Origin of the sequence: Kosmotoga pacifica, from assembly GCF_001027025.1 — a bacterium.
Classification (GTDB): Bacteria; Thermotogota; Thermotogae; order Petrotogales; family Kosmotogaceae; genus Kosmotoga_B; species Kosmotoga_B pacifica.
Genome location: NZ_CP011232.1, coordinates 1,135,573 through 1,159,923, shown reverse-complemented (window position 1 = coordinate 1,159,923; position 24,351 = coordinate 1,135,573). Strand labels below are relative to the sequence as shown.

21 protein-coding genes and 1 pseudogene are annotated in these 24,351 nt (G+C 43.5%); 12 read left to right on the top strand and 10 right to left on the bottom strand.

Features of this window, described 5'->3' with window-relative positions:
- Window position 1 precedes the first annotated feature (1 nt).
- From IX53_RS05420 to IX53_RS05395, 6 genes are all read left to right on the top strand, one after another.
- A complete protein-coding gene (locus IX53_RS05420) occupies window positions 2-889 on the top strand; it encodes a glycoside hydrolase family 130 protein (protein ID WP_047754484.1) in 888 nt (295 codons plus the stop codon).
- 35 nt (window positions 890-924) lie between these two features.
- On the top strand, window positions 925-1,848 hold the full coding sequence (locus IX53_RS05415; RefSeq protein ID WP_245612682.1) for a glycoside hydrolase family 130 protein: 924 nt from the start codon (window positions 925-927) through the stop codon (window positions 1,846-1,848).
- Window positions 1,849-2,218: 370 nt separating this feature from the next.
- Window positions 2,219-3,877, top strand: coding sequence for a phosphoenolpyruvate carboxykinase (ATP) (locus tag IX53_RS05410; protein WP_047754483.1), 1,659 nt, complete (start codon window positions 2,219-2,221; stop codon window positions 3,875-3,877).
- Window positions 3,878-4,003: 126 nt separating this feature from the next.
- Window positions 4,004-4,951, top strand: coding sequence for a hypothetical protein (locus tag IX53_RS05405; RefSeq protein WP_047754482.1), 948 nt, complete (start codon window positions 4,004-4,006; stop codon window positions 4,949-4,951).
- A gap of 567 nt (window positions 4,952-5,518) precedes the next feature.
- Window positions 5,519-6,151, top strand: coding sequence for a hypothetical protein (locus IX53_RS05400; protein ID WP_047754481.1), 633 nt, complete (start codon window positions 5,519-5,521; stop codon window positions 6,149-6,151).
- Between the two features lie 291 nt (window positions 6,152-6,442).
- Window positions 6,443-8,257 carry a S9 family peptidase gene (locus IX53_RS05395; RefSeq protein ID WP_179944387.1) on the top strand — a complete coding sequence of 605 codons (1,815 nt, stop codon included), beginning with the start codon at window positions 6,443-6,445 and terminating at the stop codon, window positions 8,255-8,257.
- A gap of 305 nt (window positions 8,258-8,562) precedes the next feature.
- Here IX53_RS05395 and IX53_RS05390 read toward each other — a convergent pair whose 3' ends face one another.
- The 3 genes from IX53_RS05390 to IX53_RS05380 form a co-directional block, all read right to left on the bottom strand.
- Window positions 8,563-9,270 (bottom strand): permease, encoded by a 708-nt coding sequence (locus IX53_RS05390; protein WP_047754480.1) that lies wholly within the window; start codon window positions 9,268-9,270, stop codon window positions 8,563-8,565.
- Window positions 9,267-9,743, bottom strand: a complete 477-nt coding sequence (locus tag IX53_RS05385) for a permease (protein WP_047754479.1) — start codon at window positions 9,741-9,743, stop codon at window positions 9,267-9,269. The genes IX53_RS05390 and IX53_RS05385 overlap by 4 nt, the downstream gene beginning before the upstream one ends.
- A gap of 69 nt (window positions 9,744-9,812) precedes the next feature.
- Window positions 9,813-10,472: a Crp/Fnr family transcriptional regulator gene (locus tag IX53_RS05380; RefSeq protein WP_047754478.1), complete on the bottom strand. Its 660-nt coding sequence runs from the start codon at window positions 10,470-10,472 to the stop codon at window positions 9,813-9,815.
- Between the two features lie 627 nt (window positions 10,473-11,099).
- On the opposite strand from IX53_RS05380, the gene IX53_RS05375 reads away from it, so the two are divergent.
- The 4 genes and pseudogenes from IX53_RS05375 to IX53_RS05360 all read left to right on the top strand — a co-directional run bounded on the left by IX53_RS05375 (window position 11,100) and on the right by IX53_RS05360 (window position 14,967).
- Window positions 11,100-11,735: an HAD family hydrolase gene (locus tag IX53_RS05375; protein WP_047754477.1), complete on the top strand. Its 636-nt coding sequence runs from the start codon at window positions 11,100-11,102 to the stop codon at window positions 11,733-11,735.
- A gap of 24 nt (window positions 11,736-11,759) precedes the next feature.
- Window positions 11,760-12,698, top strand: coding sequence for an aminoglycoside phosphotransferase family protein (locus IX53_RS05370; protein WP_169746196.1), 939 nt, complete (start codon window positions 11,760-11,762; stop codon window positions 12,696-12,698).
- A gap of 56 nt (window positions 12,699-12,754) precedes the next feature.
- Window positions 12,755-14,005: pseudogene (locus IX53_RS05365) on the top strand (HsdM family class I SAM-dependent methyltransferase); the annotation flags it as partial.
- A 272-nt stretch (window positions 14,006-14,277) separates the two neighbouring features.
- The gene (locus IX53_RS05360) at window positions 14,278-14,967 is read left to right on the top strand and encodes a YjjG family noncanonical pyrimidine nucleotidase (protein ID WP_245612681.1); all 690 of its coding nucleotides are present in this window, start codon (window positions 14,278-14,280) and stop codon (window positions 14,965-14,967) included.
- Here the strand turns inward: IX53_RS05360 and IX53_RS05355 are convergent.
- Genes IX53_RS05355 through IX53_RS05325 form a run of 7 tightly spaced genes read right to left on the bottom strand, consistent with a single transcriptional unit; the run spans window position 14,934 to window position 22,442 of the window.
- Window positions 14,934-16,181 (bottom strand): MFS transporter, encoded by a 1,248-nt coding sequence (locus IX53_RS05355; RefSeq protein WP_047754474.1) that lies wholly within the window; start codon window positions 16,179-16,181, stop codon window positions 14,934-14,936. The two genes, IX53_RS05360 and IX53_RS05355, sit on opposite strands and share 34 nt — an antisense overlap.
- Window positions 16,182-16,212: 31 nt before the next feature.
- Window positions 16,213-16,788, bottom strand: coding sequence for a ribosome biogenesis GTP-binding protein YihA/YsxC (gene yihA, locus IX53_RS05350; protein WP_047754473.1), 576 nt, complete (start codon window positions 16,786-16,788; stop codon window positions 16,213-16,215).
- Window positions 16,789-19,146, bottom strand: a complete 2,358-nt coding sequence (gene lon / locus IX53_RS05345; protein WP_047754472.1) for an endopeptidase La — start codon at window positions 19,144-19,146, stop codon at window positions 16,789-16,791. It abuts the gene before it with no gap.
- Window positions 19,147-19,150: 4 nt separating this feature from the next.
- Window positions 19,151-19,669 (bottom strand): tRNA (adenosine(37)-N6)-threonylcarbamoyltransferase complex ATPase subunit type 1 TsaE, encoded by a 519-nt coding sequence (gene tsaE, locus IX53_RS05340; protein ID WP_047754471.1) that lies wholly within the window; start codon window positions 19,667-19,669, stop codon window positions 19,151-19,153.
- Complete coding sequence (gene glpK / locus IX53_RS05335) at window positions 19,627-21,087, bottom strand: glycerol kinase GlpK (RefSeq protein ID WP_047754470.1); 1,461 nt, start codon at window positions 21,085-21,087, stop codon at window positions 19,627-19,629. Before glpK ends, tsaE begins: the two co-directional genes overlap by 43 nt.
- Before the next feature lie 4 nt (window positions 21,088-21,091).
- Complete coding sequence (locus IX53_RS05330) at window positions 21,092-22,156, bottom strand: DUF362 domain-containing protein (protein ID WP_053001201.1); 1,065 nt, start codon at window positions 22,154-22,156, stop codon at window positions 21,092-21,094.
- Window positions 22,134-22,442 carry a hypothetical protein gene (locus IX53_RS05325; protein ID WP_047754468.1) on the bottom strand — a complete coding sequence of 103 codons (309 nt, stop codon included), beginning with the start codon at window positions 22,440-22,442 and terminating at the stop codon, window positions 22,134-22,136. Before IX53_RS05325 ends, IX53_RS05330 begins: the two co-directional genes overlap by 23 nt.
- A gap of 90 nt (window positions 22,443-22,532) precedes the next feature.
- On the opposite strand from IX53_RS05325, the gene IX53_RS05320 reads away from it, so the two are divergent.
- Window positions 22,533-23,672, top strand: coding sequence for a M20 metallopeptidase family protein (locus IX53_RS05320; RefSeq protein ID WP_053001200.1), 1,140 nt, complete (start codon window positions 22,533-22,535; stop codon window positions 23,670-23,672).
- Window positions 23,669-24,244, top strand: coding sequence for a 3'-5' exonuclease (locus IX53_RS05315; protein WP_047754467.1), 576 nt, complete (start codon window positions 23,669-23,671; stop codon window positions 24,242-24,244). Before IX53_RS05320 ends, IX53_RS05315 begins: the two co-directional genes overlap by 4 nt.
- Window positions 24,245-24,351: the final 107 nt, after the last annotated feature.

Genomic DNA, 24,351 nt, shown 5'->3' with positions numbered 1-24,351 from the left:
CGTGCACATGAAACTTCAAAGATGTATTCTGAATCCTTTGCTTTCACCAGTACCACAGCATCACTGGGAATCCAAGTACGTTTTTAACTGCGCTGTGGTCAAGAAGAATGGTCTGTTTCACATGCTCTACAGAGCTCAGGGTGAAGACATGGTCTCAAGAATTGGTTACGCTGTAAGTACAGACGGAATACGGTTCAATAGGTTGGAGAAACCCGTCTTTACCCCCAAAAGTCCCTGGGAACTCTACGGCGTCGAAGATCCTAGAATAACCGAAATTGACGGCAAGTTTTACATGATGTATACAGCTTACTCTCCTATGGGAGTGAGAATCTCAATGGCTTCCACAACTGATTTCATACGATGGGAACGCCATGGTGTTATCATTCCGGATATAGACAACAAAGATGCAGCTCTTTTCCCGGAAAAAATAAATGGTCGTTATGTAATGTTCCATAGGATCGAGCCGGATATGTATTTAGCGTTTTCAGATGATCTGATTCATTGGGATAACTTCGTATCTATAGCAGGTCCCAGAGAAGGGTACTGGGATAATTTGAAGATAGGTGTTGGAGCGCCACCAATAAAACTCGATGAAGGCTGGCTTGTACTCTACCATGGTGTTGAAAACACCCCAAGACCGACCTACAGACTCGGGTTCATGCTTCTGGATCTAAACGACCCCAGCAAAGTTCTGAAAAGGTCTGAAGAGCCTATATTTGAACCCGAAGAGGAATGGGAGATTTTCGGAGGAGTTCCCAATGTTGTCTTTTCTGATGCCATGGTTGAACACGAAGGAAATTATTACATCTATTATGGGGCCGCGGATAATCACATAGCGCTGGCCACCATCTCTAAAGAAGAAGTCGAAAAATGGTTAAAAGAGAGATGATGAGTATGATAATTCGGAGAGGTACCCTCCTAATCATGTTTTTATTACTGGTACTGACTATTCTGGCAATCGATCTCCCTTTCGAAAAGGTTTATAATCTCAGAAGATTGACGGATTTTCCAGTTCTACTGCCTGAAGGTGTGGGCTTTCAAAGCAAAGCAACTTTCAATCCAGCTGCTATCAAGGTTAACGATGAGATCCTCCTCTTCTACCGGGCTGAAGACTGGACGGGGTACAATGCCTGGAACGGAACCTCGTCAATAGGTCTTGCACGAAGTACCGATGGTCTCAACTTTACAAAAGAACCAGACCCCATAATAAAGCCGGAACTTCCCTATGAGATTCCGGGAGGTTGTGAAGACCCTCGCATCGTGGAAATCGATGGGCTATATATACTGACTTATACGGCTTATGATGGTAATCAAGCCAGATTGTGCCTTGCTTATTCCAGCGACCTCAAAGAGTGGGTTAAGGTTGGACCCATAATAAAAAACTTCCGCTGGTCCAAGTCGGGTGCGATAGTTCCAAAAAAGATAAATGGAAAATATTATATGTATTTTGGTGATTCGCAGATATATCTTGCCACCTCCAAAGATCTGAAAAGCTGGAATGTGAATCCATATCCGGTGCTAAGGCCAAGGCCGGATAAATTCGATGCAAGACTCGTAGAACCGGGGCCACCCCCGCTTATAACCTCCGAGGGAATATTGCTCTTTTACAACAGCGCGGATTATTCAGGGATTTACAGAGTTGGAGCTGCTCTGTTCGATGCAGAAAAACCAAGCAGGCTTCTGAAGAGAACGGATACGCCGTTGCTTGAACCAGAGCTTTCCTGGGAAAAGTACGGTCAGGTTCCTAACGTTGTCTTCGTTGAAGGTGCCGTAGAACACCAGGGGAAATTACTCCTCTATTATGGTGCCGCTGATGTATACGTTGGCGTTGCGGCAATAGATCTATAGATTTTTATAGTCATACACGAATCAACGGCTACGTAAAAACGTAGCCGTTATTTTTATGTAGTATTAAATGAATAGAAAGCTTGGTCTTCAATTTAAAAATTCTGTGTCACACAATGAGATTAAATTCTTTCTTTACGGTTAGAACTCCTTCACCGCTGATAGCACGTTATAGCGGAAAGTGATCGCTACAATAATTGGTGTTATAATCTCCATTGGAAATGTAAATAGCTTTATAAGCTGATTGCATGCGGGTGATATACCTTTTTTCGATGTCCCGCATCTTTTTGTTTCTACAGAACTGTATAAACTGCAAGTAAAAAACAGTCTTTTGGGGTACTGCATAAGAGTGAACAAAAAAGGGGGGATCGAAGTGGCGACAAAATCCCGGTTTAGCCACGATGAGGTATCAAAGGATAATCCACTTTTCTCACAATTCAGAGTAATCATTGAAACCGCCTTCTACAGAAACAACGTCGTTAATGTAAATTCCAGAAGGGAAGCTTACAAACTGGCAGTCTCCTCACCGGGAACAATTGTCACCAATTTAGAGGTGTACCAACCTGAAAAGCTGGGACTCGATCCAGGAACTAAAGTTTTGCTCTTCAATGACGGTGTCGTTGTTGGTCGTTACGCTCCGGCGAGGAGAGTCGTAGGCGAACCGGGGTTAGATTTGAGAGATTGCTCGGCCAAACTCAGGGAGGCCGTTTATAATACCAGATACAGGAAAATGTATCATGCGCAAGCGATCATTGGCCTTGACAAAGACTTTTCTGTGAAGGCTCATCTTCTTGTTCCGGAAGGTTTTGAAAACACACTATATAACTGGCTTTTAAATTTCCAGCCCCTGGAAGGTTCCTATGTGGATCTGTACAGGAATTCGAAGCTTCTCGAGAACGAGGGGGATATTTTCATTTTTTCTGATCCAGACTGGACTCATCCCGATCATCCCTACGGTCTGACCTTTTTTGACCCTGAACACAACGTAGCTGCGATATTGGGGATGAGATACTTTGGTGAATTCAAGAAGGGTACACTAACACTCGCGTGGAGCTGTGCCAGTAGAAACGGTTACGTGTCGTGCCACGGTGGTCAAAAGAGATACAACCTCGATAACGGTAAAAACTTTGTGGTAGGCGTCTTCGGGCTTTCTGGCTCTGGCAAATCCACTATCACCCACGCAAAACATGGTGGCAAGTACGATGTAACTATACTCCACGACGACGCCTTCATAATATCTCTGGAGGATGGTTCCTCAGTGGCACTGGAACCGTCTTACTTTGACAAGATGGCCGATTATCCGTTGAATTCGCCGGAGAACAGGTATTTGCTGACTGTTCAGAATATTGGAGCCACTCTTGACAGTGAAGGTAAAGTGGTGGTCGTGACTGAAGATATAAGGAACGGAAATGGACGCGCCATCAAATCCAGCCTCTGGTCTCCCAACAGAGAAAACAAGTTTTCCGAGCCAGTTAATGCCATAATATGGTTAATGAAAGATCCAGCCATGCCGCCGGTGGTGAAGGTTAAAAGCGCGGAATTGGCCTCTGCATTCGGTGCCACCCTCGCTACCAAGAGAACCTCTGCTGAACGCCTGGCACCGGGGGCTGATCCGAATGCATTGGTCTTTGAACCCTATGCCAATCCTTTCAGAACATACCCTCTGTCGATCGACTACTACGGATTCAAAGACCTGTTCAAGGAAAGAAATGTGGAATGCTACATCTTCAACACGGGTCATTTCATGACAAAAAAGGTTACAAAAGAAACCACCCTTGCTATTCTGGAAAAAATAGTCACGGGCACAGCGAAATTCAAGCAATGGAAAAATTTTGAAGAGCTCGAGATCATGGAGATCGAAGGATACATACCGGATCTCGACGATCCGGTTTATGTGGAACTCCTGAAAAAACAGCTGCACAGCAGGTTGGACTTCATCCGTTCTCTTGAAAGTGAAAAGGCAGGATACAACAGATTGCCCCAGGAAGCTTATGACTCAATACAGAGACTACACGCTAACATAAATCGATAAGCACACCTCTTTGTATGCTGATGCTTGTTTATTATGCAAAAACCTGGTGTGAAAAACATTTCTTTGCCGATAAATCGGATATGATCTTCATATAGCCCAGTAGAGTTCAGGAAGGTAGGGTTGAGAATGAAAAGTATTAAAACGAGTCTTGAAATAGGGACCAACTATATATTCCATCTTCTGTCAATAGCAAGGATTAACTACGACAACAACTATTCCCACAAGTATGAGAGTACAGTCAGCGAAAAGCATCGAGAGGTTCTTCAAAAGTTTAAAGACAGACTCAGTTTTGCCAACGGCAATGCGGGTGATCTTGTGGAATATATGGTATTCTTCCCCGCTTATCTTGGCTTTAACTCACAAAGCGATTTTGAAAGATATTTTCAGCTAATCAAAAAGGCAGCTCAGGGAAGACGGGAAGAGTTTTTTCAAGAGTATGGAACGAAAATAAGTGAAAGGAAATGGCTGCCGGAGATCGACAATAAATGGTTTGAAGCATTGCATTCGATGACTGAAGAAATAAAAATACTGGAAGAGGTTTACATCGAGAATTTCACAAACTACAAAGACCTGGTATGGCCTTATGAATTCCTTCAGATGAAAGAAAAGTCCGATGAACTAAACGAGAAACTGAAAAAGTTAGACCTCATCAAAAGCTGGGAAAAGATAACAGGAAGTGAATTCAAAGCAAAAGAGTACGAAATAGTCCTCGTTTCAGCCATCGAAGGTGGCCCAAATGCAAATTCCCTTGGATACAATAAAAATGTCTTTTTCTCCGGGGCAAAAACCAATTGGATGCTGGACTTTATAAGCCATGAAGTTGGCACTCACATAATGGCTGATTTTGCTCTGAAACTTTTCAAAGCCCCCATGATTGAACCAGAGAGAATGGCAGAATTTTACAGTGCTTACGAATGCCTCTCTCAGTTTCTCAATTCTCTGGTTCTGAACAGGGCACCTTTGTATGACTTGAAATGTTTCAGGTCAGAATACTATATTCCGGCATATCAGGAACTATACAATAACGGCGTGAGGAAACCTGAAGATTTGCTCAAAGCTATTTTGAACAGCTGAGTTTTACATTTATTCAATCACTGATAGGCGGCCGTTTCGACCGCCTTTATTCTTTTATTTTGAACTTCTCATATGCTTTGCTCAGCTCATGAGGAGTTCGTTCCACCGGCATAGCCTGTAGTCCCTTTTCCAATCTGGTCCTCCACGCCTCAGCACGCTTACTATCTCTTCTAGACTCGCTCTTTCCAAAATGAGGCTCTTATCGGCCAACAGAGAATGGATAACGTAAACGGGGGGCGGTCAACGATTCTCGGATCTCGTTCTCCCGGTTCTCGATCTTTTCATACCCTATACTCCAAACTCGCTCTTTTTTAATCTCTAAGCTCTATTCTCCAGTCTCATACTCTCGGAATCTCGCCTTCTCGTTCTCTCGGTTTCTCGGGCTATATAATCAACTGCGAAGTAGTTCACGACAACTCTACAAGAGTTCGTAACGACCATTTCCGGTTCGTATCGTCTTATCAAATAATATTTCTAAGCTAACTCTAAGGGAGGTCTAAGTTTGTTCTAAGGAAGAGCCACTATCATAGTGGTGAAGATCAACATTCCCCAACGGAGGTGGAAAACATGAAAAAGGGTATCATTGTAACGACATTAGTGGCAGTTCTCGTTCTCAGCGTCAGTATCTTCGCTTTCGGTCCACACTGGAACGACCAGGCAGCGCCGGAGACGAGGGGCAACATGATGTACAGGGCCAACGAGGACTTCGAACCTCTCCATCAGGACTGCGACGACATCTATTCCAACGGTGAAGACACTACAATAGAAGGCACCATCATCGAAATCGAATACATGCCCATGGAAATCGAAGTGGAGACGGCAGACGGTATCGTGGAAGTACACACGGGCCCCATCTGGATGTACTCTGACATAGAGTTCGCGGAAGGACAGAGCGTCGTTATCGAGGGTAAACTCGTGACGGTCGATGAAGAGAGCTTCGTGGTACCTTCGAAGATAACGATAGACGGAACGGAGATAGTACTGAGGACGGACGAGGGCTTCCCTGCCTGGATGAGAGGCGGGATGATGAATCAGGCACGGTCCCACGGCAGGAGCCATGGAGCGAGAGGCAATTTCCAGAATGCCCCCAGAGGCAGAGGGAACTACCAGAACGCACAGCAGGGTAACTTCAGGAACGCACCAGCACGTGGCAATTTCGGCAGCAGAGGCAGCTACGGACCTGGAAACTGCCAGAGATAAACCCCATACACCCCCCAAATAAAAACGGGAGCGAAAGCTCCCGTTTTTTGATGGTTAAATAGCTTGATACAGGTGAATAGTATCCCAAAAAACTCCAGGATGTCCTGAATTCGTTGCTGTTAATTCTCATGTTCGATAGTTTTAAAGCTAACAGTTTATAGAGTATAATTAGTCACGACCGTATTCTAAGAATAATGGGCTACACCAAAGGAAATTAATACTCATCGAGTGATCTAAAATTTTTGACTCTTCATATATCAGTGAAATAACTATTTGTGGAGGGAGAACATCGTGAATAAGCGGGTAAGAAAATACACAATTCATCAGTTTATGAAAAACACAACTATCTCTGGTACTGCTTTATCATCAGATGGAAGAAAGATTCTCTTTTCTAGTGATGAAAGTGGAGTGTTCAATGCGTATGAAATGGATTTGGAAACAGGCAAAGTGTCTAAACTTACGGATTCTCAGGATAGTGTCTATATCAAAGGATACCTTCCTGATGGCAGTGGATTCCTATTTGAAAAAGATAACGGTGGAAATGAGATTTCTCACATTTATCTTAAAGATGCAGATGGAAATGAGAGGGATTTAACTCCCGGTGAGAAAGTGAAAGCCATGTTCCATAGCTGGGATGACGATAGCAAGGGTTTCTATTTTCTTTCAAACAAGAGAGACTCCAGATACTTCGATGTTTACTATATGGATCTAAAAAATTTCAAGGCGGAATTGATTTTTGAGAACAGCGAAGGTTTTAATCCCGGACCAATATCATCCGATGGAAGATTTATTGCACTTTCAAGAGCAATTACGATGAATAATTTTGAAATGTACATAAAGGATCTAAAGACTGATGAACTGCTACACATAACGCCTCACAAAGGGGAAGTGTTTTACGCCCCGGTATGCTTCTCGAAGGATTCAAGAGCTCTCTACTTTATTACAGATGAGGATAGGGAATTCAGATACTTGAAAAAGTACATTCTGAGCACTGGAACAAGTGAGACTGTTAAGAGTTTTGCATGGGACGTTCTTTTCGCTAAACTTTCAAAAAATAACAAATTTTTAGCTGTGACAATAAACAATGATGCGCGAATAGAACTCAAGCTCTACGATCTCGAAAGAGACATGGAAATCAACCTGCCAGAACTACCAAAAGGTGAAATTACCGATTTCGATTTTTCTAAGGATGAGAAGTTTCTTGCATTTGTGGCGGATGCATCGAATTCACCAAAGAATCTTTTCTTTCTGAACTTTCAAACTGGTGAATTTAAGAAACTCACAGATTCACTAAATCCCGAAATCACCCCTGAAGACCTTGTGGAAGCAGAAGTTGTGCGATTCAAATCCTTCGATGGATTGGAGATACCAGGAATTCTCTACAAACCAAAAGGAATTGAAAAAGGAGAAAGGGTTCCTGCTCTTGTTTATGTTCATGGTGGCCCTGGAGGGCAAACAATGTTAGGTTATAGGCCATTGTTTCAATATCTTGTAAATCATGGTTATGCTATATTCGCTGTAAACAATCGCGGAAGCAGCGGCTATGGAAAATCCTTCTTCAAAGCTGCTGATCACAAACACGGAGAACTTGATCTGGCGGATTGTGTAGAAGCCAGGCGTTTCTTTGAAACATTAGATTTCATCGATAAGGCAAAAATAGGAATAATCGGCGGCAGTTACGGTGGCTATATGGTTCTGGCTGCCCTTGCTTTCAAACCAGAGGTTTTTGAAGTTGGTATTGACATATTTGGTGTTTCCAACTGGGTACGGACACTGAAAGGAATTCCACCGTGGTGGGGAGCTATGAGAGATGCTCTTTATAAGAAGATTGGTGATCCTTATAAAGAAGAGGAATACTTGATTAGTATTTCACCACTGTTTCATGCAGAGAGGATAGTTAAGCCATTGCTCGTTCTTCAGGGGGCTAATGATCCCAGAGTCTTGAAAGTAGAGTCGGATGAAATCGTGGAGAAAGTAAGGAAAAATGGAGTCCCTGTGGAGTATGTCATATTTGAAGATGAAGGTCACGGATTTACAAAGAAAGCCAACCAATTAAAAGCATACAAAACAATTCTGGAATTCCTTGATAAGTATCTTGCCTCCTAAAAAACGAGATTCAAGAACCGAGAAAAACTGTTGTAGGTTGTTGGTTGTGGGTTGTACGTGATAATCGAGAACCGAGAATCCGAGAGAGCGAGAAAAAACAGGAGGCTTGCGGACGCTGTCAGCTGATAGAGCGATGCTTGCAAAAGCTGAGGCTCTTATCGGTCAACGGAAGACGGATAACGATAAACGGCTCTTCATGGCCATGGTTTCTTGGTTCTCGCTCTCTCGGATTCTCGGTTCTCGATTATCACGTACAACCCACAACCAACAACCTACCACCTACAACGGCCTTTCTCGTCCTCTCATCACACACTTACATATTCTTCTTCTTTTTCTTTGTTTTTATTTTTAACAACGCATCCACTTATCAATGCTTTGCCGGCATACACAGCCTTTGCAAAAGCGGCACAATCTTTGTAACCACAACCTCCACAGTCAAAGCGGGGAAGCTGTTGTAGAATGAATTTTTCAGTAACTTCCGTCTTTTTCTCGAGCTGTTTTTGCTCCTCAAGAATATCCTCTCTTTTAACTATTTTGTCCATTATGTATCCAAGAGCTATAATCGCAGGTACGGTTAAGAGATATCTTGTTGCAGCGAATTTCATACCAAGAAAGCTCGATTCAATCATGAACATGGGGATTTTCACAACAGCCCACGCGCTTATTATGATAACTATATTCGACACACTTGCACCTTTATAGAAAAGTGTCTGTGCCATTGGAAAAGCCGCATATATTGGACCGGCGGATACGGAACCTATAAGAACGGAAACAAGTTTCCCCTTGAATCCTGATTTTCTACCAAAGTTTTTTGTTATAACTTCTGAAGGCACCCATACCGTTATAAGAGCAGACAACAGCAGGATCGGGGGCATTACTTCTATCATTTCAAGAAGGAATTTACCAGTCATTTTAACGGCATTGTAGAATAATCCCGGATTAAGAAAGAAGACTATCAAATACAGAACAGTGGTAATGATCAGCAATTTGTTCTCTTTTATAAAATTCTTCACAATAATACCCCCATCCCTAATGCTATGCCAATGGCAAAAACAAAACTCAAAACGTTTCTATAAAAGGTGAACTTCTTACCAAAATGGCGTACTTCTATTGGAATCGTGGCGAATCCAACCATGGTAAGTGTCGTTATGAAAGCAGCAATCGCAATCAAATGGGCACCACTCTCGTATAAGGATTTGGAAAGGGGAAAGGCGATAAAGCCCGGAATAATCGTCACCGTACCGATTATCGCCCCGTAAATTGTACTCAAAACCTCGTTTGAACCTCCCAGCAATTTTTTAATGAGTTCTGGTGGTATAGCCGCGAGAACGAGTCCGATGAGCGCCATAACACCTATTATCTGCAGGAAAGTTTTCGCGAATAAGTTTCGGGCAATTTTTAAGCTCTTTTTAGTTTTTTCCACACTTTTTAAGAGAGACCAAAGCAAAAAAGCCCCTGCGCCTATAGCGAGAATTACGGTTGTCATTCAGCACCTCCAGCTCGGATTTGTTAAGACCATTATATGGACTATTCGTAGAAACGTCTGTGACAGGAGTCACGACTTCAAGATAATTTCTTCGAGTTTTTCGAAATCTATTATTTCGACGTGCTGTCTGTCGAGCAGCTTTATTACTCCGTTTCTTTCCAGTTCGCTGAATGTCCTGGACACCACTTCTCTGACGCTTCCAATATCTGCTGCTATTTGTTTTTTAGATTTCATGAGGTTTATAACATTCGAGCCTTGAGAATTGTATAGGTTAATGAGATATCTCGCCACTCGTTGTTTTATGGTCTTCATCGAAAGCATTTCTATCACATTTGATAGATTTAGGACCTTTTTCGAAATGCTTTCCAAGTAGGAAATGAGAAAAGCTTTGTTATCGAAGATCTCGAGCATAACTCTTTTTGGTATTTCCAATATCTTTGCGGTTGTATCCGCTATGACATAAGCAGGATATTGAGCTTTGAGAAAAACTAAAGTTTCGCCGAAGGTATCGCCTTTCTGAAGGTATTTCAATATCTGTTCTTTGCCTGACGGAAAAAGCTTTGAAACTTTGAGCTTCCCTTTTAGTACCACGCTTACCTGTTCACATATTTCGTTTGGACTGTACAAAATCTCATTTTTATTGATCTTTATCAATCTTGAATTTCTTTTGACGTATTTGACTTCACCTTCACTTAATTTATCAAAGGTGCGGATGTCCCGTAAATCCATTTTGAAATCACCACCTTTTTGCTTTCGAATAGTCAGAGAGCCCTGGGCTTCTTTCAATGATACCGTAATTTACACATTGTATCGTGGCCCATCGATCGCAACGCGTTAACTATAGTCACACACGCGCGATGAGGAAAAAGATGGAAAATTTAATATTTAGAGGGGTTTGGGATTTGTGTAACTCCTGAAGAAATTAATTAATTAATTGTGATGGTTGTTGTTCAACAATAAGACTGTACCCAACACGCGGTTCATGATATCTTTATATATAATATGTAGGACAACGTGTACTGGTATATTGTCAATGCGATGCTATTTTATTTACGGCAAAAAGGAAATATTTTGGGCAACAACGTTGTTTCTCTTTGTGAAGTGCTCAAATTTGTATATGCAAAGAGCTCTGTAAAGTATCATTGAATGTACTATGGAAAATGTTAATCAGAATAGAAGGTTTGGATGTTTATTCCAGATTCGAAGATACTATATTCCTTCAATGAGAAACTTGCTGATTCTGGAGAAATAAAACATACTGCTAAAGATGATTAGGGAGAGATTATAGAAGAGGAGAAAACCTTGCGATAAATACAGCCATTTTCATACTCTGAGAGGAAAAATACGGAGGATTTTATGAAGGGCAGTTTTGAATTAGTTTGTTTTGATATGGACGGGACGTTGATCAGAAATACCAACTCGGTAAGGTATTTATGCTGTCTAAACGGCAAAGAAAACGAAGTTATAGAGATAGAAAATAGAGAAAACAGAAAAGAAATTTCATGGATAGATGCTGATTATTTGAAAGCAAAACTGCTTAGAGGACTCGAACTCAAGTATGTGAAAGAGGAATTTGATAAAAGAATAGAGCTTATTTCTGGAATAGGTCATGTAATGAAATATTTGAAAGGAAAAAATGTCAAAACAATTCTTGTGACATCAGGACCTGTCCAGGTTGCCAGTATTTTAGGCGAGAAGTATGGTTTTGATGGTGTTTTTGGGAGTGATTATGAGATTGAAAACGGATGTTTTACTGGAAAAATCATTAACCATTTAGGAACTGTTGGAAAACTGAGATGTTTATTATCATTTTGCAAAGAACGTGGGATTGACCTTCAAAAATGTGTAGCTATTGGTGATAGTGATTCGGATATCGAGATTTTTGAAGAGTGTGGTAAATCCATTGCGATAAATTATTCTGATACATTACTCGGAAGAGCTGACGTGTACATAAGAACAGAGGATTTGAGGGATATACTCAAATATTTTTAAGATCATATGATCTATAATCGAAGTATGAATTACGACATTTATAGAGAGCTCATTAAAAAGGAATTTCAATTTAAGGTGGATAAGATGGTTTTTCTGGGGGGTGGATCCTGCCGGGTTTTCGAAGTGAACGGAGAATGGATTTTTCGATTTTCTCATGCTCCTGAAGTCGATAAAAACCTGATCAGAGAGCAGAAACTTCTAAAATCGCTTCCTCAGTTCAAGGAACTTTCAATTCCCCGTTATGATTATTTTCTTACCAGTGCAGGAGGTTTTCCTCATCCATTTGGAGGGTACAGAAAAATTAACGGCAAGACTCTCGAGGAGCTTACTCTCCCTGAGGACACTCTTATGCTTATAGCTGAGCAACTTGGTATCTTTTTAAGGCAGTTACACAACGTTTGCCTTCCGCTTTTAGCAATTCCTGAGGAAGAAGCCAAAAAAGCAAAGAAAAGACAAATTGTGGATTTTCTGGATAGGATAAGGAACATTGCATTTCCCCTGCTCGAGAAAAATCAAAAAAGATGGACTGAAAAATGCTTCGAAGAGTTTCTTACAGATGAAGACAATTTCGATTTTCGACCCGTAACGGTTCATGGTGATCTCGATTCTTCCAACGTTATCATTGATAATGGGAAAGTCAGAGGGATCATTGATTTTGAAGAGATGGGGTTTACTGACCCTGCAGTGGACTTTTGCGTTTTTCTGGCTGAATTCGGAGAAGCTTTTGTAAACAGAATGCTGGAAGCTTACGTCAGTTGCAATGACAGAATGAAAAGAAGCATAATATTCCATTCAAGAATGATAATCTTCATAGAACTTCTCTACGGCATAGAGCAGAGGGAATCCCGTCATCTAGTAAACGCTTTGAAACGGCTTGAGCTTGCAATGAATGGAATTAAAAAGACTGGAAGCTGGTTGAAAGTTTCTACTTCAAGCACCCGAAAAATCCCGGGTTACCCTTGAGAACGTATTATTTGACAATTACAGTTGATTTTGCTCTATAAAAGTCTGGAGAAAAATCTTTGATTCCCGAAGAATACAACTGGGAGAGCCTTGTCACCAAAGATGGTGACGAACTTGAAACCCATTACAGGCACGTACTTGAAAATTTCAAAGACCCGGCAAAACTAAAAAGGCTTATAAGCCTTATAGATGAGGAAATATGGACAGGGATGGATGTCGATATTAAAGGCGAGATCTATGAAGGGCTGCTTCAGAAAAACGCTGAGGACGTCAAGAGCGGCGCGGGGCAGTACTTCACTCCAAGACCTTTGATCAAAGCAATCGTTGAGGTTATGAGACCGGAACCGGAAAAAACCATCTGTGACCCGGCATGCGGGGCTGGCGGTTTCTTTCTGGCTGCCAGCAAAAACATAGCAGATCATTACCAGTTGGATAGAGAGCAACAGGAGTTCCTGAAATACAAGACTTTCAAAGGCTGGGAGATCGTAGATAGTACCGCAAGGCTTTGTGTGATGAATCTATACCTTCATGGAATCGATGGTGGCGAAGAAAGCCCGATAGTAGTAGTTGGGGATGCTCTTGCGGCTGATCCAGGTGAAAGATTTGATTATGTCATGATGAATCCACCCTTTGGAAAAAAGAGCAGCATTACCATCTTCAACGGGGAAGGCAAGGCTTCTAGGGAATCCATCGCTTACGAAAGACAGGATTTCTGGGCAACCACATCGAACAAGCAGCTAAACTTCTTGCAACATATTAAGACAATCTTGAAAATAGACGGGAAAGCTGCGGTAGTTGTACCAGACAATGTTCTTTTCGAAGGTGGCGCTGGAGAAACGATAAGAAGGAAGTTGCTCCATGAATGCGATGTGCAGACGCTTCTAAGACTTCCAACGGGAATTTTCTATGCCCAGGGTGTTAAAGCCAATGTTCTCTTTTTTGATAAACGTCCCGGTAGTGAAAGGCACGCAACAGAAAAGCTCTGGATATACGACCTCAGAACTAACAAGCACTTTACTTTGAAAACCAATCCTTTGAAATACGAAGACTTAGAAGATTTCATAAAGTGCTATAACCCAGAGAACAGGTACGACAGGCAAGAAACCGAACGCTTCAGATGCTTCAACTATGATGAATTGATACAAAGGGACAAAGTCAACCTCGATATCTTCTGGCTCAAGGATGAAAGTTTGGAAGATACCGACAACCTTCCGGAACCAGAGGTTTTGGCAGCCGATATCGCCGAGAATCTTGAAGCTGCACTGGAACAGTTTAGAGAGATACTGGAAGAACTGGAGGAGAAATGAGTACAATTTAAGAAACTTTAAAAATGCCAACAAAGATTTTGCATATTGGAGGGAATTTTTATTACTCAACTTTTTCTCCAAAAGTCATTAATTCATTTTTTGCGTTTGGAATTATATTTTCGACCGCATCATCGGAATATGACTCAGTCCATATTTTTAGAATAAATTCTTAAAAATCCCATATTACACCCCCTTACCAACAAGTCAACTTTTGCTTCGTCATGGATGATAAATTAATATGCGATAATTGAAATAAATCACTCTGCGAGGTGATGAATTTGAAATACAGTATCGTTTATTTTGATCTGGACCACACGCTTTTTGATTTTGATAGGACGGAGAAAGAAGCGCTTGAGGTGGTTCTAGCGAAGGCATCGGCAGATCCGACGCCCGAGAAGGTTGAAAGGTATAAAGAGATAAACGCCGAGTTGTGGAAGGCTTTTTCTGAGGGTAAATACAGTAAGGATTTCATAGCGGTCGAGCGTTTCCGCAGGTTTTTTGATGAGTTCGGTATCGATGGAATATCCCCTGAAGAAGCTGGAGAGTTGTTTGTCAGAGAGCTTTCTAAAAGAGGATATTTCTTGCCTGGAGCGGAAGTGTTTCTTAAAAAGTTGAAAGCTCTGGGACAAAGAATGGCTGTGATCACTAACGGCATCAGAAAGGTTCAGGAGAGCAGAAAGCAAGCTGCAAAGCTAGAACGTTTTTTCGAGTTCTTGTTGACTTCAGAAGAAGCGGGCAGGCCCAAGCCCTTTCCCGATATCTTCTATCTCGCAGCAGAAAGAAGCGGCGTGCCACTCGAGGAATCGGTGTATGTGGGGGACAACCTCGAAACGGATTATGCAGGAGCGAAGAACGCTGGTGTTGAGTTCATCCTCTACCAGCCTGAACCTTTTGAAGGAGTCGACCTCAATATAAGGATAGCAAGAAATTACGACGAGCTTTTCGAGTTTTTGATAGGTTGATTCTCTGGAACATGGTCAAGTTTTGCAAAGATATAGAGGAATAACATCATGATACCCATTACGGCAAGGGCAGCTCCTACACCGAACCTATCTGCTAATAGACCGATCACAGGAGCTAAGGTTGCAGCAAGCAATGTTTTCAATTGCGATTCGGCTGATAACCCTGAAGCCATCGTTGTGTGGGCTATCGTATCACTAATATAAGCTACATTCATCGGACGCCTCATGTTTTCAAGTACAAATAGAGCTATGAAAAGCACCACGGAGACGATCCTCAGCATACCGCTGTTGAAAAGGCCCGCAAAGATTATAGCGAGCGCTCCGAGTATGTATGTCACATTGAGAGCTTTCTCTTTCCCGCCAAAGAACTTCGACACTTTCCACGAATTCCGGGAAGCGTAGCTTGTCAGGAGATACAGCACGAAATACACCACTCCAACCACAATGGATGTGCGTCTCTGGGCGGAAAGAAACGTGAAGAGCGGAAGTGCCAGCGCCATATTCTCCAGCACGGGCTGCAGGTATTCTTTCACAGTTTTATAGAATGAGTCAAAGAAAGCAGAATTGAACAGTCCTTTGAGGGAATAACGGTTTTTGAATATCTGAAAAAAGGCTTTTATGGATTCTTTCTTTGAAGCTTTCTTGATTTCTCCATCAAGGGCCTTCGGATAGGTTGCGAGGTTTATCAGGTTCAGTATATACGGAACGACAGCCACCAGAAAGACCATCCGGTATGTACCGCTATAAAAGACAAGGGCGGCGGCTATCAGAGAGTTCACCGCAGAACCAAGCTGTGAAAAGGACCTCGTGGCGCCATAGTACTCGACCTTTTTGTCTTCCTGCCCTGTAAGGCGCAGGTACTCGAGTATCATCGCTTTGTGGGTGCCGGTCCTAAAAGCCTCACCCAATGCAAAAAGTACCATCGAACCTATGTACAGGTAGAAATTCGGGAAAAAGTAGAAACAGAAGAAAGATACGATGTAAGCGATCATTGAGAGCACCATTGATATCCGCCTGCCGTAGAGGTCCGCTATTATTCCTGTAGGGAGCTCCAGCAGGTTGATAGCAATCTCTCTCACAGAAAATAGTGTCCCTATCTGTAAGAAGGAAAGCCCCTGCTCCCTGAAGAACAGTACGATGAATGGCTCAAAGAACCTTAAATTTTTCAGAAATCCGTATCCTGCAAATCGAGCAAACTGTGCGTCTCTTTTCAAGTCTGTTCCCCCGCAGTATAATAAAGGCTTTTCAGCTTCCCAATATAACGTTCAGCAACTCTGAGATCCCCTTCCTCGTTTTCGCCGATACGGGTATGATTGGGGGAGAACCCCAAGATTCGAGTTCTTTCTTAAAGTTGTTCACCATTTTGGTTAGCTGGTTGCCTGATAGTTTGTCGGATTTTGTCAGCACAGCCACAAAGGGTATTGAATAGTACTGAAGCCACTGGAGCATTTCAATATCCTTCTTTTGGAGATTGTGCCTTGAATCCAATAGCAGAACGACGAGGTTGAGATTTGGTCTCGATTTGAAGTAGTCCGTTATGAGGGATTGCCAGCGCTTTATCTCCTGATGCGAAGCTTTGGCGTAACCGTATCCTGGTAGATCCACAAAGAAGTATTTTGAGTTTACCAGATAGAAATTTACCGATCTCGTTTTTCCAGGTTTTGAACTGATATGGGCAAGCTCCCTCCTGAATATAGTATTCAGGAGGGTAGACTTCCCCACATTGGATCTACCCGCAAAGGCTATCTCACGTTCCTTTGGTTCGGGGTATTCTCCGGGTTCAAATACTGTTTTGTATAATTCAACGGATCTTATGAGCACTTATATTAGAGCCTCCCTGAGCGCTTCGTCTACTTCGTCGACAAAGACGAACTTCAATGCTTTCTTTATTTCGTCCGGAACTTTCTCCAGGTCTTTTTTGTTGGCTTTGGGAAGTATCACTTTATTGATACCGGCCCTATAAGCCGCCATGAGTTTTTCTTTCAGCCCACCAATTGGAAGGACTTTCCCCCTCAGTGTGATCTCGCCTGTCATTGCCACATCGTAGCGCACCGGACGCCCAGTGACCGCTGAGGTGACAGCCGTTAGCAACGTTATTCCCGCTGAAGGGCCATCTTTAGGTACAGCACCTTCCGGCACGTGGATGTGGAAATCTGTCTTTTCAAAGAATTCGGAATATTTTTCGTTGTCGCAAAGCTTTCTCGCAAGGCTCAACGCTATCTGTGCCGATTCTTTCATCACATCACCAAGCTGTCCGGTGGTTATGAACTTACCCTTTCCACCTGGCACCGGGAGAACCTCAATGTACATGATTTCTCCACCCACGGCGGTCCAGGCGAGACCAGTTGCCACACCAACTTCAGGTTTCTTTCTAAAGTCACTATCGGTAAAGCGGGGAATGCCAAGGAATTCTTCCAGATTTTTTGCGCCAACTTTCACGCTCTTTTCACCTTCTGACAACCGTAGCGCCGCTCTTCTTATGACTTTCGCAAGGTTCCTGTCGAGGTTACGTACTCCAGCTTCACGTGTGTATTCACGTATGATTCGTTTTATTGCCGCGGTCGTAAAGCTCACCCTCTTGCTATCAAGGGAATACTCCTTGTAAAGCTTCGGAAGTATATAGTCTTTAGCTATGTGCAACTTTTCCGTGTCAGTATAGCCTGCGATCTCTATTACTTCCATTCTGTCCAGCAAGGCGGGTGGTATCGTGTACAACACGTTCGCCGTTGTTATGAACAGTACTTTCGACAGGTCGAAAGGCAATTCCAGGAAATGGTCCGTAAAGGTGCTGTTTTGCTCGGGATCAAGGACTTCCAGCAGTGCGGAAGCCGGATCGCCTTGGAAACTTATTCCCATCTTATCCACTTCATCAAGCACGATTACAGGGTTCTTCACCCCAAGTTTACGGATCGTCTGGATTATCCTTCCTGGAAGGGCACCAACGTATGTCCTACGGTGTCCCCTTATTTCTGCCTCATCGCGCATGCCACCGAGAGAAATCCTGCCGAATTTTCTGCCCATGGATTCAGCAATGGATCTTCCAAGGGAAGTTTTACCCACACCGGGAGGTCCTACAAGACAGAGGATAGGTGCTCTGAGGTTTTCAGAAAATTTCCTCGCCGCGAGGAATTCAAGGATGCGTTCCTTGACATCCATCAATCCATAATGGTTTTTATCCAGGAATTCCCTTACTTTCAAAATGTCGATGTTATCTCCGGTCTCTTCGTACCATGGCATGTTCAGTATCCAATCGAGGTATGTTCTTATAACTGTAGCTTCTGCGGAGTAAGGGGACATTTTTTCGAGTCTTGCAATTTCCTGTTCAGCTTTTTCAACTACCTCTTTAGGGTATGTTCTGCTGGCGAGCATTTCCTTGAGTTCCTTTATCTCCGCGTCTTCTTCACCTTCGAGCTCTTCCTGAATGGCTCTCATCTTTTCCCTGAGGTAATATTCCTTCTGGTTCTGCTCTATTTTCTCCTTGACTCTGCGTTCCAGCTCTTCTTCCAGAGAAAGTATTTCCACTTCCCTGGTGAGAAGTTCCATGAGCAGTTCTAGCCTCTTCCTGGGTGAGATTTCTTCCAGCAGAGCCTGCTTTTCTTCGAGTTTCAGGGGTAGCAGAGACGCTACGAAATCAGCAAACTTGTCAGGGTTTGAGGTATCATCCAGTGCCAGTGTCGCTTCATCGGGAAAGCGCCTGCTCATGTTAACGTACTTAAGGGCGAGTTCTCTGACCTTCCTGATAAGGGCTTCAAGAGTCTTGGTCGCTTTGTAACGGGGTTTTAGGACCTCTATTTTGAACATGAAGGCCCTTTCCTGTTCGATGATTTCCACTGTCTTCGCCCTCGTAAGACCTTCAACAAGTATCTTGTAGTTTCCGTCGGGCATCTTCATGAGCTGGACGATCTTTACTACCGTGCCAACTTCGTACAGATCTTCAGCAGACGGGTCATCAACCTTTATATCTTTTTGAGATACCAGAAATAGTAGCTGGTTGAATTTCGATATAGACTCCTCAAGAGCCGTCAAGGATTTTTCACGCCCGACATACAGGGGCATAACGGCCGAGGGGTATATGAGCATATTCGTCCTGGTTGCTATGGCTGGCAGTACCTTTGGTATGCTCACTTTCTTGTCCGAACCGCTTGCAGCTTCTTCGAGTATCTGGAATTTCTGGCTCACGTTTTCACCTCCTGTCGATACTGCTAGCTGTGTTTGTTTTGAGATCTGAAAGTATTTCCTTCAAAAGACCATCGAGTCTATCGGAATTGCTTTCTATTTCCAGCCTTCGAGATAATTCGTTCTCATAATATAGACGTATTTTCAGCATTTTGGTTCCTTCCAGATGCGCTTTTTCAGGCCATTCGATTGCGAGAACAGAATTTTCGTCCAGCATTTCTTCGAGTCCAAGTTCTTCAACCTCTTCCTCACTTTCTAACCTGTAAAAATCCGCATGCACAATCTGCAGACGCGAACCGGGATACACGTTGATTAACGTAAAGGTTGGGCTTCTAACAAAATCTGGATTGATACCAAGCCCTTCCGCCATCCCTTTAACAAAAGTTGTCTTACCTGTTCCAAGATTTCCAAAAAGCAGCAAGATTTCCCCGCCGGCGAGTTTCTGGCCAAGAAGTCTGCCGAGTTTCCTTAATGTTTTTTCGTTTACGTTTCCCAGTTCATAGATCTTTTTATCGCTTCTTTCCATCTGAGGTATTCTTCCTCCATCTCTCTACCCCTGGGTGTAAACACAACCTCGCTCTTTCTCTTGTCTTTCAAGAGTTCCCGATCCCAGAGACCAACGGACAGTCCCGCCAGCATTGCCGCTCCAAGAGCCGTTGTCTCCTTTATCATAGACCTATCAACAGGTATGCCAAGGACTCTAGCCTGCAGATCCATAAGGAGATTATTTCTTGTCATACCGCCATCTACTAGAAGGCGTTTTATTGGAATGCCCGTTTCTTTTTCCATGAGTTCGACTATTTCTCTCGTTCTGAAAGCCACATATTCGAGTACGGCCCTAACAATGTGTGCCTTCGTTGTGCCTCTTGTTAGGCCTATCAGCAGACCTCTAGCTGTTGCATCCCAGTAGGGGGCTCCCAATCCCGCCAGTGCACCAGAAAAGTATACCCCGCCATTGTTTTCGGCTTGTTTTGCGAGTGTTTCAGTTTCTTCAGCGGAAGAGATTATTCCCAATCCATCTCTGAGCCATTTCACAAGGGCGCCGGAAGCGAAAATAGAGCCTTCAACGGCATAAGTGACCTCATCCTTTATCTTCCAGCCTATAGTAGTGAGCAGGCCGTTGCGAGAAAACTTCGGCTTATTGCCCGTATTCATCAACAGGAAGGAACCAGTTCCGTGGGTGCACTTCATATCTCCGGGATTGAAGGCACTCTGTCCGAAGAGGGAAGCTTGCTGATCGCCAGCTATGCCACCGATGATTGGCCCATATATCGAGTGGCAGATCTGTGCCGAAGAATCAACGACATCAGGAAGGAATTCCCTCTTTATGGAGAACAATTCCAACAGTTCATCGTCCCAGTCCAGTGTGTTTATGTTGAAAAGCATCGTTCTCGAAGCGTTGGAATAGTCCGTAACATGTAGTCTCTCCGGAGTGAGGTTCCATATTAACCACGAATCGATGGTACCGAATCTGAGGGTGCCCCGTTCCGCGGCGTTCTGTACTTCTGGCACGTTTTTTAGAAGCCATTCCATTTTCGTGGCGGAGAAATACGGATCAGGATAGAGGCCTGTTTTAGAATGGATCAGCTCTTTATAACTCTGCCTGAGCTCTTCTACACGATCTTTTGTGCGTCTACACTGCCACACAATGGCGTTGTAGAGCGCTTTCCCTGTTCTTGCGTCCCAGGCTACGATGGTTTCGCGCTGGTTGGTTATCCCTATAGCTTCGATCTCCTTGAAAGAGACACGCGCCTCTTTTACGACCTTCTCAACGCAAGACATTGCCGTTAGTACAATGTCGTTAGGATTGTGCTCTACCCAACCCGGCCTGGGATAGATCTGTTCGAATTCTTCCTGAACAACGGCAACCTGATATAATTCCTCGTCAAAGAGTATAGCCCTTGTACTGCTTGTCCCCTGATCGATTGTTAGGATGTAACCCATCTTATCACCCCTGTAAAATCAATTTCCTTTTCAGCTTTATTGCGTTGAATTGACATATTTCATGGCAGACATAGCATCTAATACATTTGGAATAGTTGATGTTGTGTGTGTCTATGGAAATCGCCGAAACAGGGCAGTAGCTCTCACATTCCCCGCATTCCGTACATTTGTCTTTGTCAATTGAAGGGACCCTTGAGACCAACTTTGAAAGTAGTGTGGGTGACTTTATCGGCCGAATACCCGCAGGCAGTTTAAAATCAACAGGTTTCGGCGCGTCTCCCAGTATTTCGTATTCCGGTGTGAGTCCCAGTTTCCTCGCAAAGAAGACCGTGGGCACCATTTCTGGTGGTATTTCGTACACTCGGGTAATAGCGTCATCGAGGGCGAACCCGTTTTCACTAACTGCTATTATCCCGAAATCTATCACTTCCCCGCCTGACGGACCATTACCGTGCATGCCAATGACCCCATCAAGAATGTTGAGCTTTGGTTTTAACAATCTGTGCAGCTCAATCAACATATTGACGAAACGCTCTCTGGTGATGACTCTCAAATGCCATAACTGTTTTTCCGAGCCTACGATGCAACCGAAAGTGTTTTTAACAGCTAGCGTTAGGGTCATAAGAGAGTGTGTCTTAAACTTCGGCAGGTTAACAAGAGAATCAGCTTCAAGGACCTGCTTCGCTACCTTGAACTCCTTTATTATATTGCTACCGGTTTTCAGTGTTTGAGGATTGTCGAAGGTAACGAGTTCCACACCATATTTTCGGCACACTTCCTCTATTCCGCTCTTTGCTGCGGCCTTGAGAGTCTTTCCGTTTGCGGGACTGTCACCTACTGACAGCTGTACTCCCATGTCCTGAAACAGCTCAATAACGGCAGCAAGAAAATCTGGATGGGTGGGTACCGCCGCTTCTGGATCTCTACCAGCAAGAAGATTGACTTTGAGTAACACCCTTTCGCCGCTGGAAAAGAGACTCTCCACATTCATTGTTTCAAAACTTTCTTGAAGCTTGCTTTTAACGTTTGAATAATCTCGGCAAGTTTTAATCAGCACCCTTGCCGTCATTTTCTTCATCCTCTATTTCTTTCTCTTCGGGTTCGGTGGCGTATATTATTCTTTTTTTTCTTCGCCTATCGTCCACAACACATGTAGCACCTTCTGGAAGTTCAAAAGTGTTCTGGGATAGTATTTCCACAATCAAATCCTCAGGAAGTGAGGTTATGGTCCACAGGTCCGTTAGGTAAATTCTTCCAGCATTTCTCACGGGTGCTTTTTGTAGCGCTGAGGCTATACCTTTAACAAAGCTTTCCTCTATTTTTGGTTTTTCTTTCTCATTATTTTCGTGATTCATCTATTCACCTCCAGGGAGAAGGGTAAACCCGTTTGTGTTATATTGTAAATGGTTCAGTTACAATTATACCCCACATAGGTGGTGATTATTTTGAACAACAACGATTCACTTCCTGTTAGATTAAGGCATACGCTCCACATGTATCCCGAAAGCGGCCACGAGGAATTCAAGACAAAGGAGATTTTGCTGGATTTCATCAAGGGTCTGAATTGTGACAGACTGAAGATATATGAGGTCCTCAAGACAGGGCTTCTGGTAGAGTATACTGCGAAAACAACCAGATCACACGTGCTCTTCAGGGCAGACATGGATGCGTTACCTATAACCGAAGAGACCTCTGCGGAATTTGCCTCCAGATATCCAGGCTGGATGCACGCTTGCGGGCATGATGTACATATGGCGGTGCTCTTTGGATTAATGCAGAAGGTATGTGAAACACTTCCAGATAGAAACGTGCTCTTCCTCTTCCAGCCAGCCGAAGAAGGGCCGGGAGGGGCCAGGCCTATATTAGAATCCGGCGCTCTCGACAGATATGAAATCAAAGCTGCCTTTGCACTACATGTTAACGCCGAATACAACCTCGGCACTGTTGCTTCCAGAGAAGGTGTAATCTTTGCCAGCCCTACGGAGTTCGAAGTCAGGTTTAAAGGGAAGTCTTCTCATGGCTCAACGCCTCATAGGGGGAAGGATACCATTCTCCCTGCAGCGCAATTCATCCAGGCTCTCTATTCTTCACTGCCCATGATTTTGTCGCGAGAAAACCCACATGTGCTAACCGTGGGGAAGATCTCGGGTGGACACAGAAAGAACATCATAGCGGACTTCACAACCCTTGAAGGCACCTACAGAGTAATGGAAATGGCAGACAAGGATAAGATAGACAGGCTCATGTCGCGCCTTGTAAAAGAAATTGCCGGGTTCTGGGGTATAGAGGGAGAATTGAATTTCATGGCTCACTATCCTACAACGGTGAATTCCGGAGAGCTCCTTGGAAAGCTAAAAAAAGCAGCTGAAACAAGCGGCCTTCAGTTTTTAAAGTGTGACCCGAAACTAACGGGCGAGGACTTTGGTTTTTTCAGCCACCGGTACCCTTCGCTCCTTTACTGGCTGGGCTGTGGCACTGACACTATGCGTTATGACCTGCATACACCAGAATTCTTACCCCCGGACGATGTGATAGAGAAAGGAATAACATGTATGTACAACCTGCTGATGTCCGATGAGGGGTGATTTCTCTGGAATTCGTTGTAATAGATACGGAAACGACTGGGTTGAGTCCCTACCAGGGTGCAAGATTGATCGAGGTTGCTGGTTTAGTCGTTGAGGAAGACTGGAAAATTAACATCGATAAGCATTTTCATTCACTGATAAACCCCGGTGTGCCGATTCCGGTCTTTATTACAAGGCTCACTGGTATCAACAGTCGCATGGTAAGGTCAGCACCACCGGCTGAAGAGGTATTACCCGCATTTTTCCGTTTTCTTTCAGGACGTACGCTTGTAATTCAGAACGCTCCTTTTGATCTCTCCTTCTTGAACCATTACGCAAAGAAGCTGGGTTTTCCGGAACTGACTAATCCCGTCATCGACACGATCTGGCTCTCAAGAAGACTCTTTTGCGGAAGGCACAATCTCGACCTGATACTCGCCAGGCTCAATATTCTTGCAGAAGACAGACATAGAGCACTGGGAGATGTGATTTTAACCGCCAGGGCTTTTGTGAAAATGGCAGCCATGATAGGAAAAGAAGAGGTCATTAAAATGGCTTCTCAAAAAGTATCTGGTAGAAAACCCCCTTTTTGAAAATCCCCCCAGATCCCTTGTTTTTCCTTGTTATTAGATTTGGAAATGTACTATATGTTGTGTTAATATCTTTGGTGTTAACAATTTATAGGTATTATTGGGGGTGT

Bases quoted from the DNA above. Each gene is read 5' to 3' on its own strand.
- IX53_RS05415 (WP_245612682.1), top strand. From the start codon at position 925: ATGTTTTTATTACTGGTACTGACTATTCTGGCAATCGATCTCCCTTTC.
- IX53_RS05405 (WP_047754482.1), top strand. From the start codon at position 4,004: ATGAAAAGTATTAAAACGAGTCTTGAAATAGGGACCAACTATATATTC.
- IX53_RS05400 (WP_047754481.1), top strand. From the start codon at position 5,519: ATGAAAAAGGGTATCATTGTAACGACATTAGTGGCAGTTCTCGTTCTC.
- IX53_RS05385 (WP_047754479.1), bottom strand. From the start codon at position 9,743: ATGACAACCGTAATTCTCGCTATAGGCGCAGGGGCTTTTTTGCTTTGG.
- IX53_RS05380 (WP_047754478.1), bottom strand. From the start codon at position 10,472: ATGGATTTACGGGACATCCGCACCTTTGATAAATTAAGTGAAGGTGAA.
- IX53_RS05375 (WP_047754477.1), top strand. From the start codon at position 11,100: ATGAAGGGCAGTTTTGAATTAGTTTGTTTTGATATGGACGGGACGTTG.
- IX53_RS05370 (WP_169746196.1), top strand. From the start codon at position 11,760: ATGAATTACGACATTTATAGAGAGCTCATTAAAAAGGAATTTCAATTT.
- IX53_RS05360 (WP_245612681.1), top strand. From the start codon at position 14,278: ATGAATTTGAAATACAGTATCGTTTATTTTGATCTGGACCACACGCTT.
- tsaE (WP_047754471.1), bottom strand. From the start codon at position 19,669: ATGGAAAGAAGCGATAAAAAGATCTATGAACTGGGAAACGTAAACGAA.
- glpK (WP_047754470.1), bottom strand. From the start codon at position 21,087: ATGGGTTACATCCTAACAATCGATCAGGGGACAAGCAGTACAAGGGCT.
- IX53_RS05330 (WP_053001201.1), bottom strand. From the start codon at position 22,156: ATGACGGCAAGGGTGCTGATTAAAACTTGCCGAGATTATTCAAACGTT.
- IX53_RS05325 (WP_047754468.1), bottom strand. From the start codon at position 22,442: ATGAATCACGAAAATAATGAGAAAGAAAAACCAAAAATAGAGGAAAGC.